This is a genomic window from Bradyrhizobium sp. NBAIM01, from assembly GCF_020194115.1.
GTDB classification, from domain to species: Bacteria; Pseudomonadota; Alphaproteobacteria; order Rhizobiales; family Xanthobacteraceae; genus Bradyrhizobium; species Bradyrhizobium yuanmingense.
In genome coordinates this window covers 157,052-169,831 of the sequence record NZ_JADYVU010000006.1, presented here as the reverse complement: position 1 = coordinate 169,831, position 12,780 = coordinate 157,052, and the positions used below count along the sequence as shown (strand labels likewise).

Annotated in this window: 7 protein-coding genes; 2 read left to right on the top strand and 5 right to left on the bottom strand. The window is 64.3% G+C overall.

What is annotated here, in order from left to right; genetic code table 11:
• Positions 1–127 precede the first annotated feature (127 nt).
• From dnaE to I6F31_RS21105, 4 genes are all read right to left on the bottom strand, one after another.
• Positions 128–3,631 carry a DNA polymerase III subunit alpha gene (gene dnaE, locus I6F31_RS21120; RefSeq protein WP_225186056.1) on the bottom strand — a complete coding sequence of 1,168 codons (3,504 nt, stop codon included), beginning with the start codon at positions 3,629–3,631 and terminating at the stop codon, positions 128–130.
• A 446-nt stretch (positions 3,632–4,077) separates the two neighbouring features.
• Complete coding sequence (locus I6F31_RS21115; RefSeq protein WP_109143607.1) at positions 4,078–4,800, bottom strand: outer membrane beta-barrel protein; 723 nt, start codon at positions 4,798–4,800, stop codon at positions 4,078–4,080.
• Positions 4,801–5,357: 557 nt separating this feature from the next.
• A complete protein-coding gene (locus tag I6F31_RS21110; RefSeq protein WP_036025269.1) occupies positions 5,358–5,996 on the bottom strand; it encodes an HD domain-containing protein in 639 nt (212 codons plus the stop codon).
• A gap of 41 nt (positions 5,997–6,037) precedes the next feature.
• On the bottom strand, positions 6,038–6,499 hold the full coding sequence (locus I6F31_RS21105; RefSeq protein ID WP_036025271.1) for a carboxymuconolactone decarboxylase family protein: 462 nt from the start codon (positions 6,497–6,499) through the stop codon (positions 6,038–6,040).
• Positions 6,500–6,612: 113 nt separating this feature from the next.
• On the opposite strand from I6F31_RS21105, the gene I6F31_RS21100 reads away from it, so the two are divergent.
• The gene (locus I6F31_RS21100; RefSeq protein ID WP_225147211.1) at positions 6,613–8,019 is read left to right on the top strand and encodes a PLP-dependent aminotransferase family protein; all 1,407 of its coding nucleotides are present in this window, start codon (positions 6,613–6,615) and stop codon (positions 8,017–8,019) included.
• Between the two features lie 224 nt (positions 8,020–8,243).
• Positions 8,244–9,497, top strand: a complete 1,254-nt coding sequence (locus I6F31_RS21095; RefSeq protein WP_346656496.1) for a hypothetical protein — start codon at positions 8,244–8,246, stop codon at positions 9,495–9,497.
• Between the two features lie 49 nt (positions 9,498–9,546).
• On the opposite strand, the gene I6F31_RS21090 is transcribed toward I6F31_RS21095, so the two are convergent.
• Positions 9,547–12,696: a GAF domain-containing protein gene (locus I6F31_RS21090; protein ID WP_225147150.1), complete on the bottom strand. Its 3,150-nt coding sequence runs from the start codon at positions 12,694–12,696 to the stop codon at positions 9,547–9,549.
• Positions 12,697–12,780 lie beyond the last annotated feature (84 nt).

Here is a 12,780-nt window from a genome sequence, read left to right as displayed (position 1 = left end):
CAACGCAACCTGTCGCAGCATCACACGCCCCATTCCATTCCCCGGGACATGCTAGTCGGAATCAGCGCAGGGTTGCAACCGATGCAGTATGACGACTTTGCAAAAACCGGAACGCGTGGCGGAGAAGCTAAAGCTGCTGCACGTCGACGACGCCTGCCACCGCCTTGATCGCGCCGGCGATCTGCGGCGAGACCTTGAAGCGGCCGGGCAGCTTCATCTCCACCTCGGTCTCGAGGTCGAGCATCAGCACCAGCGAGACCTCGCCGTCGCCGTTTCCGCGCGGTGCGATGCCCGGACTGCCGACCTTCGGCGCGCCGCCGTTGGAAGCCGCCATCTCGGGCCCGGCGAGACGCTTGGCAATCGAGTCCAGCGGCTTGGTGTCGCGCAGGAAGATGCGCAGCCCCTTCTGCGTCTTCGCCGCAGCATCATCGAGCGGCTCGGCATGCAGCACGCGGGCGCGGACGTCCTCGCCCTGAAGCTCGGCCCCGAGTTGCAGCAGCACGGCCGCGCCCGGCTCCAGCACGTCGCGATATTGCGCAAGGCCTTCCGAGAACAGCACCGCCTCGAAATGGCCGGTGGGATCGGACAGCCCCATGATGCCCATCTTGTTGCCGGTCTTGGTACGCCGCTCCATGCGCGAGACCACGGTCGCGGCAACCTTGCCGGCGGTGGCGCCGGTCTTCACGGCGCGCGAGAACTCGGCCCAGCTCTGCACCCGCAGCCGCTTCAGCACGGTCGCGTAATCGTCGAGCGGATGTCCCGAGAGGAAGAAGCCGATCGCGTCGTATTCGCGGCGCAGCCGCTCGGCCGGCAGCCATGGCTCGACCTGCGGCAGCATGATGGTCGGCGCATCCGCCGACATGCCGAACATGTCGTTCTGGCCGATGGTCGCAGCTTCATGCGCGCGCTGGCAGGCGGCGAGGATCGCATCCGCACCGGCAAAGACGCGCGCCCGGTTCGGCTCCAGCGTGTCGAAGGCGCCGGCGGCGGCGAGACTTTCGATGATGCGCTTGTTGATCGCGCGCGGCGAGACGCGCGCGGCGAAATCCGCGAGCGAGGTGAACAGGCCGCCCCGGGTGCGCTCCGCGATGATCTGCTCGATCGCCTGGATGCCGACGCCCTTGAGCGCGGCGAGCGCGTAGTAGATCGTGTTCTCGCCGACCTCGAAGGTCGCGCCCGACCGGTTGATGTTGGGCGGCTCGACCTTGATACCGAGGCGCTGCGCCTCGGAGCGGAATTCGGAGAGCTTGTCGGTGTTGTTGAGATCGAGCGTCATGGACGCGGCGATGAACTCCACCGGATAATGCGCCTTCATGTAGGCGGTGTGGTAGGACACCAGCGCATAGGCCGCCGCGTGGCTCTTGTTGAAGCCGTAGTCGGCGAATTTCGCCAGCAGCTCGAAGATGGTTTCGGCCTGCCCCTTCGGCACGCCGTTCTTCACCGCCCCCGCGACGAAGATGTCGCGCTGCTTGTCCATCTCGGCGCGGATCTTCTTGCCCATGGCGCGGCGCAACAGGTCGGCGTCGCCGAGCGAATAGCCCGACATCACCTGCGCGATCTGCATCACCTGCTCCTGGTAGATGATGACGCCGAAGGTCTCCTTCAGGATCGGCTCCAGCACGGGGTGCAGATATTCCGGCTCCTCGTCGCCGTGCTTGCGCGCGCAATAGGTCGGGATGTTCGCCATCGGGCCCGGCCGATAGAGCGCGACCAGCGCGATGATGTCCTCGAAACGGTCCGGGCGCATGTCGATCAGCGCCCGCCGCATGCCCTGGCTTTCAACCTGGAACACACCGACCACGTCGCCGCGCGCCAGCATCTGATAGCTCTCGGCATCGTCGATCGGCAGCGTGGCGAGATCGACATCGATGCCGCGCGGCTTGAGCAGCTTGCAGGCGACGTCGAGCACGGTGAGCGTCTTCAGGCCGAGGAAGTCAAACTTCACGAGGCCCGCCGGCTCGACCCATTTCATGTTGAACTGGGTCACCGGCATGTCGGATTTGGGATCGCGGTAGAGCGGCACGAGCTCGCTCAAGGGGCGATCGCCGATCACGATGCCGGCCGCGTGGGTCGAGGCGTGGCGGGTCAGGCCTTCGAGACGCTGGGCGATGTCGAAGGCGCGCGCCACCACGGGATCTTCGTCGCGGAACGCCTGCAGCTTCGGCTCGCTCTCGATCGCGGCGGCCAGCGTCACCGGCGCCGCCGGATTCTGCGGCACCAGCTTGGTCAGCTTGTCGACCTGGCCGTAGGGCATCTGCAGCACGCGGCCGACGTCGCGCAGCACGCCGCGCGCCTGCAGCGTACCGAAGGTGATGATCTGCGCGACCTGGTCGCGGCCATAGCGCTGCTGCACGTAACTGATCACCTCGCCGCGGCGGTCCTGGCAGAAGTCGATGTCGAAGTCCGGCATCGAGACGCGTTCCGGATTGAGGAAGCGCTCGAACAGCAGGCCGAACCTGATCGGGTCGAGGTCGGTGATCGTCAGCGCCCACGCCACCAGCGAGCCTGCGCCGGAGCCGCGGCCCGGCCCGACCGGAATGCCGTGAGCCTTGGCCCATTTGATGAAGTCGGACACGATCAGGAAGTAGCCCGCGTACTTCATGCGCATGATGACGTCGAGCTCGAACGCCAGGCGCTTGTGATAGTCTTCTTCCGTCGTGCCCTGAGAGAGGCCGTGCACGCGCAGACGGTTGGCGAGCCCCTCCTCCGCCTGCCGCTTCAGCTCGGCCGCCTCGACCGCGGCGGCGTCCGAGCTCGCCGCGGCGCCGACGGTGAAGAACGGCAGGATCGGCTTGCGCGTCATCGGCCGGAACGAGCAGCGCTCGGCGATCTCCACCGTCGAGGCCAGCGCCTCCGGAATGTCGGCGAACAGCACCGCCATCTCGGCGCGCGTCTTGAAGCGATGATCCGGCGTCAGCTGCACACGGTCGGTCTCGGCGATCAGCCGGCCGCCGGCGATGCAGAGCAGCGCATCATGTGCTTCGTAATCGTCAGTGGTCGCGAAATACGGCTCGTTGGTCGCAACCAGCGGCAGTCCCTTGGCGTAGGCGATGTCGATCAGGCCGCCTTCGACGCGCCGCTCCTTCTCGGCGTTGTGGCGCTGCAATTCGATGTAGAGACGGTCGCCGAAAAGAGCGGCCAGACGCTCGCACCGCGCCCCGGCGAGCTCGGCCATGCCGCCGGCGAGCGCCAGCGAGATCGGCCCGTCCGGCCCGCCCGTCAGCGCAATCAGGCCCTCGGTCTCGCCCTCGAGCCAGTCGAGCTTGATGAACGGAGCATGGCTGTCCGGCGATTCCAGAAACGCGCGCGAGTTCAGCCGCATCAGGCTGCGATAACCGCGCTCCTGCGCGGCGAGCAGCACCACGCGCGAGGGTCCCATCGCGTTGCGCGCGTTGGGATCCTGATCGCCGAAATCGATGGCGAGCTCGCAGCCCACGATCGGCTGGATGCCGGAGCTCGCCATCTTGTCGGAGAACTCCAGCGCGCCGAACAGATTGTCGGTGTCGGTCAGCGCCAGCGCCGGCTGGTGGTCCTTCTTGGCAAGCTCGGCGAGCTTGGCGATCTTGATCGAGCCCTTGAGCAGCGAATAGGCCGAGTGAACGTGAAGGTGGACAAATCCGGCGCTCGGCATGGTCGCGTGACGGCCTCTTGCAGATGAGATGGAGCGGTCGCCGGCGCCTCAAGGCATCATGCACTCGCGGCCGACTCGCCTCTCAATGGTGGGGTCTCACAGCTTGAGAGTCCACGCCGGAGCGGCCGCTTGGGCGCGTCGTCCCGCTTTTCCCCAAGAGGTCGGAGAAAGCCGGCCTACAGCTGCGGAATGACCTGGGCCCAGATCGCGATCATCCCGACGAACAGCGTTATGGACGCCAGTGCGGCGGCTTCTTCCACGAAAACCCTGAACATGGCCGGCTCCCTTGTTGGAACGTATGAAGAACATTGTTCTCATTTCGTTCTATGGAGTCAAGCGATCCGGAAGCGGCCGAAAGGAGATGGTTAACTCGCTGAAGACAAACAGCAAAAAAGCCCCGGCCGAGGCCGGGGCTTTCGTCAGCCGCTCACGTGGAGCGGTCAGTCTCAGTAACGGCCGATCATCGGGCCGCCGAACTTGTAGTTCAGGCGGACGAGACCCATGTCGATGTCCTGCCCGATGCGTTCGACAGCGCCACTGGCGAAGGTGACGTTGTGGTCGCCGAGGAAGATGTGGTTGTACTCGACGCCGACCGTCCAGTTCGGAGCAAAACCAAACTCCAGGCCCGCGCCAACCGTGGCACCCCAGCGGGTCTCGTCGGCCCGGTCGAGATTCGCACCCGTCACGACGCTGTAGACGTCGTACTTGTTGCTGACGACCGCCGCACCGCCCTTCGCGTAGAGCAGGACGTTGTTCCAGGCATAGCCAACCTGGCCTGTGATCAGACCGAACGCATCGACGCGCGTCCGGTTCCGCAAACCGGTGATTGCGCTGATGTTGTCACCCGAGAAGTCGGCCCAGTTGCCCTGGCCCTCAAGACCGAACACGAACTGGCCGGACTGAAAGCGGTAACCGATCTGGCCACCGACGGTGCCGCCGGTCGAGTTGTGGGAGCCTTCCGGACCGAAGCCGACCAGATCCCACGACGTGTCAGCCGAACCGCCGCCGCCGTTGAGACCGATGTAGAAGCCGCTCCAGTCGTACACCGCAGCGATCGCCGCGGGCGGTGCTTTGGTGTAGGGCCGTGCCGCGAGATCAGCCGCAAGTGCCGGCGCAGTCGCACCAAGCGCGACCAGGCTGACAGCTGCAAGCAACAAATTCTTCTTCATTTGATTCCCGTTCCAGTTTCTTCAGTAGTGGGCCCCCCGGCCGTGGGTCGTCATAACAGCGATCGACGGAATTGCTGTAGCCGCGGCGCCACAGTGTGATCGAAAGGACTTTGCTCATTAACGAATGTTAATCGAGCATCGCGGACACCCTATCAAACAAGGGGTTTTGCAGCAGTTTCAATGTTGACGAGGCGAGACAAGCTGCATGCGCGCGCAACATCGTCGCGCGCACATTAGCGTGATGGAAGAGGCGAATGCGAATAAGTTCCTCATCCAAATTGTCGCCATCTTTTCGCTCGCTTTCATCACATTCGTGGGCGCGTCAATCGCTAGCTCGCCTCCGCGCGTACTTCGCCGGACAAAGCGACACCCCATACGCGATCAGAGTCGTCTGCGTGATGAGGCCAATCAGCGACAGTGCCTTTTGGAAGCTGCAGCCTCACACACCGTCTTTCACCTGAAAAGCCCGCCTGAAGCGGACATCTCGAAGGATGGTCGCAGGAACGGCTGAACAGCTCTCAAATGCCATAGCCCTGCGATGAGCGCGCTGCGTCTGCTCAGCTTTGCCAGGGCGCATTGCGGATCCGCGTGCACGCGTTCGGCCTTTGGAAGCTCGGATCGTGATCTGCGATGTAGTCGAAGTTGACCGTCCCGAACGTCGTCTGCGGTTTCTTCAGCGCCGAGCAGGTCTGTACCTTCACGAACTCGTTCTTGAAGTCACCGCGCGGGAACGCCGAGATCACCTGCTCGCGCTGCTCCGGTGTGTAATGATCATACCCGATGCCCACCACATCCACCAGAACGCCTGCGTTGGTGAGCGCGATTTCCGGTCTCATATATTGCGGAATGCCGGGCGTGGTGTGCAGGGCGATGGCCTCCCACACCAGATCGGCCTGGGAATCAGCGATGCCGCGTGCCCGCAGAAACTCGCGCGCTGCATCGGCACCGTCGACTTCAAACCGCTTGGTCGCGGTATGGTAGTGATCGACGAGGCCGAGGTCGTGAAACAGGGCCGCGACATAGAGAAGCTCGGAATCAAACTTCAGCTTCTGGCGCAATCCCGTCATCGCGCCGAACACGTAGACGCGAACGGAATGGTTGAACAACATCTCGTCTTCGTAACTGCGCACCAGCTCGGCGGCCTCGCGAGCCAGTTGGCTGTCGGGAATTTTGACGCCGGAGATCACTCTCGTCATTTTCAGGTTCCTGCTTTCTGTTTCGGCTGATTCCCTTCGGGTCAGGCGGCCTCCTCGAGCGCGGCCTGCGGCGTATTTCGAAAGCTGATCGACATGCGATTGTACGCATTCATCAGGCTGATCGCGATCGTGAGATCGACTAGCTCGCGCTCGCTGAAGACTTTGCGAACAGCTTGATAGGCCTCATCCGGGACGTTGGTCTCGGCGACGCGGGTGATCGTCTCGGCCCATGCGAGAGCCGCACGCTCGCGCTCGTCGAAAAGATGGCCCGCCTCGGCCCAGGCCTGGACCAGCGCGATCTTTTCGATTTTCACGCCGCTCTTCAGCAGGTCGCGTGTATGCATGTCGAGGCAGTAGGCGCAATTGTTGATCTGCGACACGCGAAGATAGACCAGGGTGACAAGCGTCGCGGGAAGTCCGCTCTGCATGACGTAGCCGTAGACACCGCCCAGCGCCTTCATACCTGCCGGTGCGACGTGATTGTAGTTGAGCCGTTCGCTCATCTGCCTGCTCCTTGATGATCGGGGATGAACCCTCCCTCTTGCCCCCTTAGGTGCCCCTGCACTGGTCCACAAAAAAGCACCAAGAACGTACAAAACTCGTGTACCACGCAGGCATGACGAGGCCGCTGCACCTGGAGCTCGATCGATCTGCAAAGACGCCGCTGGCCGAGCAGATCCACAAGGGGATCAGGACCGCGATCGAAAGCGGCGTTCTCGCCCCCGGCGCACGCCTGCCCTCCTGGCAGGATCTCGCCGCCCAACTCGGCGTCGCCCGCGGCACCGTACGGGTGGCGTACGAAAAGCTCTCATCCGCCCAACTGATCGTCGCAAGCCGCGCGACAGGAACCCATGTCGCCGACAGGCCCCCGTTCCCAGTAAGGCGGGACAGCGCCCCGTCGCCCGGCTCGTTCATGGAGATGTACCAGGAGCTGACGGCGGGGCCCGCGATCTTCCAGATGGGCGTGCCTGCGCAGGAGACCCTTCCCGCGACATTGCTGGCGCGGATGCGCGCGCAGGCAGTTCGGGCGGAGGTGAGCGCACCGGCGATCTACCCGGATCCACGCGGCGAGCTGGCGTTGCGGCGCGAGATCGCGGCCTACCTCGCGCTGGCGCGCGGGATCGAATGCGCGCCGTTCCAGATCATCGTCACTGCCGGTTTCAGCGGCGGCCTTGGCTTGGCGCTCCGCGTCCTCGGACTCGAGCAGAAGAAGGCCTGGATGGAGGACCCTGGCTTTCCCTTTACCCGGCAGGGTCTCGCGCTTGCGCGATTGTCGGTTGCGCCGATCCCCGTTGATGCGGACGGCATCGATGTCGATTACGGCATGAAACATGCTCCTGATGCGGCACTGGTGGTCGTGACACCGGGCCAGCAGGCGCCGCTCGGCTCCACATTGTCGCTTGTGCGGCGCTCACGCCTGCTCGACTGGGCAGCGCAAAGCAAGGCATGGGTGATCGAGGATGACTATCTCAGCGAGCTTCAGCTCAAGGGCCGGGCGACGCCGGCGCTCGCATCGCTCGACCGCGCCGGCCGCGTCATTCACATCGGCTCTTTCAGCAAGACGGTGACGCCTGCCCTGCGGCTGGGCTTTGTCGTCGCACCGGCCGCCCTGGCGTCGCAATTTGCCGAAGCTGCTGCGTGCCTTGCGCCCGCGCCTGGGCCGGCGGTGCAGCGCGCGATGGCCGACTTCATGCGCGAGGGCCATTATCTGCGGCATCTTCGGCGCACGAAGCGGGTTTACGCTGCACAAGGCGATGCATTGCTGAAGTACCTTCGCGCGCGCACCGCGAACATTGCGCTTGCCGGGTTGGCGGCGGTCCTGCAATTGGCGGACGGAGCACCCGATCTGGCCGTCGCCAGGGAAGCAGCACGGCTGGGACTTGCGCCTACGCCGCTATCGCTCTGGTATGCGTCGAACGGATCAGTGCGCCCGGGACTTTTGCTCGGCGTGGCAACGTCTCCGCTCAAACGAATTGAGGCGTCCTGCGATCGACTGTTGCAAATCATCGATCGTCTGACCTGATCTTGACCTGACGGACGACAGCACGCCGCGCATGGGTGCGTTGCTGCGGTGGCCGGTGAACGAAATAAGCGTGCACCGGCCGGCCATCAAAAGTTGTGATAACGGTGGTCCTCATATAGGGTCGAACCTCTTCCTCGCCGTGCGTGGTCGCTTGCTGCATGCATGTCCGTATCCTGCTCCTCCTTGCCTCGCTCTTGCTTCCCGGCACTTTGCGTGCCGAAGCAATGCCGGCCGAGAAAACCGGATTTGCCTCCAGGCTGACGATCTATCTCGCCAAGGGGCCGGCCGACGCATGCGGCCCGGGCTGCGATCGCTGGATCGCCATCGAGGGCGAGATCGATCGCGAGGCTGCGCTGCGCATTCGCCGCTTCCTCGCCGCCGTCAAGGACCTGCAGCGTCCGATCTACGTTCATTCGCCCGGCGGCAACGTCGAGCAGTCCTACGCGATCGCGCGGTTGCTGCGCAGCCGCAAGGCGATTGCCAGGGTCGGCCGGACGATCGCGACCGCCTGCGCCGCGGGCACGCAGGGAGACGCCGCTTGCTTGAAGCTCAAGAACGCGAGCGGCGAGGTCGAGGCCGAACTCACCACGACCCGTGCCATGTGCAACTCGGCCTGCGCATACCTGTTTCTGGGGGCGGCATCGCGCGAAGTCGCCCCCGACGCCGCAATGGCGGTCCATAATTCCAGGCTGGTGCTCGCCTTCGATGGACGGCCCGATCCGGCGGCCGTCGCGGAATACAGGCGTCGCCGGCTGTTGGCGGCCGATCGCGATCGCGCCGCGTTCATCGCGGCGATGGGAATTGGCCGCGAGCTCGATTCGCTGATCCGGACGGTGAAGTTCGAAAGCCTACACGTATTGACGCGATCCGAGCTCTACGGTTTCGGCATCGACACGCGACCGCTCGCCGAAACGAAATGGACGCTGGAGAAAGAGGCCCGGCCGTTCATCCGCAAGATCGCGACCGCCAAGAAGGAGAACGCCTCCACGTTCCGAACGATGGAGCTGCGCCTGTCTTGCGAAAGCAGCAAGGGCGCACCGCTGACATTTGCGGCCGAGGTCGACGAAACGGCCACCGGCAAGAGCACGATCCTGATCACGGCGGATGCCGACAAGGAGAAGACGACCGGAGGATCTCCGCTGCGGACCGGCAAGCACGAGGTCTGGCGCAGCAACATCGACCCCGACATGGTCAAGGCGATACTGGCCTCCCGCTCCCTGCATGTCCGCGAAAGCACGCCGATCGCGGACGACAAGACGGACATCATGACATTCGAGCTCGACCTGGCGGGCCTGCCGTCACAATGGGCTCGGCTCAAGGCATCCTGCGCATTGCCGACGCCGGGCCCGACAAGCTCCTGGCCGACGACGCCTGGGAAAGCGGCTCCCTGGCAGGCAGTTCATTGGCCCGAGAGCCCTTGGACGCCCGCCCCCCAACTGACCGTCAGCACAAACCCTCGGCCCGCTCCGTCGCCTTGAAATGACGTCGGACATCGCCTCGGGGGACGATTCAACGCGCAACATTCATTCACCCCTCGTCGAGCAGGGAGCGGACCTTGGCGGCCAGGTCCTCGATCGCAAAGGGCTTGGAAAGTAAATGCTTGCCGGCATCGAGCACGCCATTATGGACGATCGCGTTGCGCGTGTAGCCGGTGGTGAACAGCACTTTCAGATCCGGGTATCGTCTCGACAGCTCGGCCGCGAGTTCGGCACCGGTCATGTCGGGCATGACGACGTCGGTGAACAGCAGATCCGGAACGAAACCGCCTTCGATCTTGCCGATCGCCTCCCGGGCGCTGGCGGCCTCGACGACGGTATAACCAAGCTCGCGCAGGCTTTCGGACGAGATGCCGCGGACCCGCTCGTCGTCCTCGACGACGAGGATGGTCTCGCTCTGCGGACTTGCACCGGGATGTGGCACGCCGTGCGACGGAGTTGAGACAGGCTCCTGGCCCGCGAACCGTGGAAGATAGATCTTCACGGTCGTACCGACGTCCACCTCCGAATAGATTTTGACATGGCCGCCCGACTGCCGCACGAAGCCGTAGACCTGGCTGAGGCCAAGTCCAGTCCCCTTGCCGACGACCTTGGTCGTAAAGAACGGATCGAAGACCTTTCCCAGCACGTCGGCCGCGATGCCCGTGCCGTTGTCCGTCACCGCAGTGAGCACGTACTGCCCGGGCTGCAGCGCGTATTCGCGGGCGTATTTTCGATCTATCGAGGCGTTGGCGGTTTCGATCGTCAGCCTGCCACCCTTCGGCATGGCATCGCGTGCATTGACAGCAAGATTGACGAGAACGCTTTCGAGCTGGGCAGGGTCTGCCTTGACGCGCCAAAGGCCAGCCGCGAGGACCGTCTCGAGACGAACGAGCTCGCCGAGCGAGCGCTCGAGCAACTCACTCATCTCACCGACCATCTTGTTGATGTCCACGACCTCGGGCGCAAGAGGCTGCTGCCGCGAGAACGCCAACAATCTTTGTGTCAACGTGGCGGCACGGTTCGCACCATCCGTTGCACTATCCAAGAAACGGTCAATGTTGAGCTCGCCCTTGCCGAGCCGCCGCTTGGCGAGATTCAAGCTGCCGAGGATGACGGCCAGCATGTTGTTGAAGTCGTGGGCGATCCCCCCGGTCAATTGCCCGACGGCTTCCATTTTCTGCGATTGCCGCAATTGCTCCTCGGCCTTCATGCGCTCGGCGATCTCGTCGGCGACACGTTGCTCCAGCTCGGCATTGAGCGCTTCGAGCCTGGTCAGCAGCCCGGCATTGTCGATCGCGGTCGCGGCGTGGCCGGCGATGCCGAGCAATGCGGATTCGTGCTCCTCGTGGAATCGACCGACCTCCGCATGACCGAAGAAAAGCCCACCGAGCACCTCGCCGCTGCGCGAGATCACGGGGACCGCCAGATAGGACCGGACCGGAAGATGGCCCTCGGGCATGCCTTTCCGCGGCGCATTCTTGCCATAGCGCGGGTCTTGCAGGATGTCGTCCGACCTCACCACGCCCGTGCCCTTGAAGGTCGGCTCGAACACGGCGGTGGCGCGCGGCATCGGGAAGTTTTCGAAAGCGGATCGCGGCACGCCGGACAGCGAATACAGCATGTAGCTGCCGCCGTCCGCGGCCAGGACGTTGTAGAAGAAGGCTCCGAACTGGGCGCCCGTCAGCTCGACGCCGGCATCCGTCACGATCTGCACGATCCTCTCGAGATCGCGTTCGCGGGCAACCGATGCTCCCGTGTCGTTGAGGATCCTCAGATGACGCTCGGTCTTCTTTTGCGCGGATATATCCAGCACGGTCCCGATGAATCGCGTGGCGTGGCCGTCAGAAAAGATCGCGTGACCCGTTGCGGCGATCCAGCGCTCGACACCATCCTCGATGCCGACGGTGCGGTATTCGATGTTGTAGCTTCCCGGAGAATTGGGCTGTAACGCGGTCGAGACGGCCTCATGGGCGCGCTGCCTGTCGTCGGGATGGATGCCCTTCAGGAATGAGCCCTCGTAGCTGACCTCGGCATCCGGTGAGAGACCGAACACCTCCTTGCAGCGGTTATCCCATCGAAGAATGTCGTTGACCGGATCGTAGTCCCAGGTGCCGATTCCGGCGGCCTTGTTGGCGAGGACGAGCCGCTCGGCAGCTTCGCGCGCCGCCTGCTCCGATCGGACGCGCTCGATGTGCGCCCATGATCGCTCCGTCACCTCGGTGAGCAAGGCAAGTTCGCGCGGCGTCCAAAGATGCGGGCCACGGTGATGAATGGCCATCAAGGCGGTCAGGCGCCCCTCCTTCACCAAGGGCATGCAGATCGTCGAACCGATGCCGATGCGCTGGAAGGTGGCGGCTTCCTCGGGGGCGATCTCCTTCAGATTGTCGTTGATGATGAGGGGGCGGCCGGCGCCCAGCTCTCGCACCGCCTTCTCGCCGAAGTCGGCAAGGCTGTAGTGCCCCACTATGTGCATCGCACCGGGGGCAGCCCAATCCCCGCGGATGGTGAAGCCGTCCTGATCAGGATCCATGTCGGCATAGGCGCAGTTGGAGACGCCGAGATACTCACCGACCATTCGCGTCGTCACTGCCATGACGCCGTCTGCATCGCGCGTCTTCGCCGTTTCCTTGTTGAGAGCGTCCAGGAAGAGGAGTCGCGCTTCGTTCTCGCGCACCGCGCTCTCGGCGCGGCGACGTTCAACGGCGGTGCGGGTGCGTTCGGCAACCTCGCGGATGAGCTCGAGCTCCGCCGGGGTCCATTCGCGCGGCGTGGCATTGTTGAGGTAGAGCAGCGCCACGACCCCATCGGGCTCGGAGATCGGCATGTTGACGAATGCGCGCGCCGAGATCGCCTCGAGAGCTCGGGCGCGGTCGCCGACGCGAGCGTCCTTTTCAGCATCGGCGCAGACGACCGTCTCGCCCCGCTTCAAGTCTTCGATATAGCTGCCATAGTCGCGAAAGCGCAGCACGCCGGCCAGGCTCAAGATCCCAGGCGCATTCCAGTCGCGCGCGATCGTGATGGTCTCGGCGGAGGTGTCGACGGTGCCGTAACCTGCCCGGCTGACATTGAGGCTGCGGCCAAGCAGCTCGGCCGCCGCATAGGCGAGATCGTCGGGGCTGCCGATCTCTCGAATATGATCGCCGAGGGTGGCCAAGACGGCGTTGCGGTCGGCCGAGGATCCCCCGGTCGCTGTCGTCATCGGTCAACCCCGAACACGTCCCTCGCTCCACCTGCACAATGATGAGACAGTAACTGTAGGCGGGGCCTTCGGTTCCCGGCGCGA

What these genes read in the sequence shown, in the direction of transcription:
- dnaE (WP_225186056.1), bottom strand. Translation starts at nt 3,631, where the DNA reads ATGCCGAGCGCCGGATTTGTCCACCTTCACGTTCACTCGGCCTATTCG.
- I6F31_RS21115 (WP_109143607.1), bottom strand. Translation starts at nt 4,800, where the DNA reads ATGAAGAAGAATTTGTTGCTTGCAGCTGTCAGCCTGGTCGCGCTTGGT.
- I6F31_RS21110 (WP_036025269.1), bottom strand. Translation starts at nt 5,996, where the DNA reads ATGACGAGAGTGATCTCCGGCGTCAAAATTCCCGACAGCCAACTGGCT.
- I6F31_RS21105 (WP_036025271.1), bottom strand. Translation starts at nt 6,499, where the DNA reads ATGAGCGAACGGCTCAACTACAATCACGTCGCACCGGCAGGTATGAAG.
- I6F31_RS21100 (WP_225147211.1), top strand. Translation starts at nt 6,613, where the DNA reads ATGACGAGGCCGCTGCACCTGGAGCTCGATCGATCTGCAAAGACGCCG.
- I6F31_RS21095 (WP_346656496.1), top strand. Translation starts at nt 8,244, where the DNA reads ATGCCGGCCGAGAAAACCGGATTTGCCTCCAGGCTGACGATCTATCTC.
- I6F31_RS21090 (WP_225147150.1), bottom strand. Translation starts at nt 12,696, where the DNA reads ATGACGACAGCGACCGGGGGATCCTCGGCCGACCGCAACGCCGTCTTG.